Source organism: Streptococcus sp. HMSC078H12, assembly GCF_001814615.1.
Lineage (GTDB): Bacteria > Bacillota > Bacilli > Lactobacillales > Streptococcaceae > Streptococcus > Streptococcus salivarius_F.
This window is the reverse complement of the sequence record NZ_KV817321.1, coordinates 1-525: the sequence shown is the minus strand read 5'-3', so window position 1 is coordinate 525 and position 525 is coordinate 1. Positions and strand designations below refer to the sequence as shown.

1 pseudogene is annotated in these 525 nt (G+C 39.2%); it reads left to right on the top strand.

The window, feature by feature from the left end:
- A pseudogene (locus HMPREF2979_RS05410) lies at positions 1-485 on the top strand (transposase); the annotation flags it as partial.
- Positions 486-525: the final 40 nt, after the last annotated feature.

Genomic DNA, 525 nt, shown 5'->3' with positions numbered 1-525 from the left:
GATAAGAAGTCACTACCCTATCGAGCCTTGAAAAATCACTGGCGACTCTTCCAAAAGGACAGCTGTAAGTTATCTCTCAACTCTTTCTATTCAAAGACTTTCCGTCAAACTTTAGCACCACATGAAGTCGTTGCGAAGACACTAGACTTTTCAGAAGAGCTTACCGACTACTATACACTTTATCAGCTCTTGCTTTTTCACTTTCAGGAGAAGAGAGTAGATGAGTTCTTTGGGCTGATAGAGGAAAATAGGAGCAAGATCAATCACTACTTTCAAACTGTCTTTAGGACTTTTCTTAGACATAAGCAATACATCCAAAACGCACTAGAAACAGACTATTCAAACGCAAAAATGGAAGCTACTAACAAGTTGATTAAAGACATCAAACGGTTGGGCTTCGGTTTTAGAAACTTCATCAACTTTAAGAAACGTGTCTTCATCACTCTGAACATAAAAAAAGAGAAGACCTATCAGGTCCTCTCTAGATGTTAGCTTTTCGTCACCCACTACAGTTGACAAGGAGCC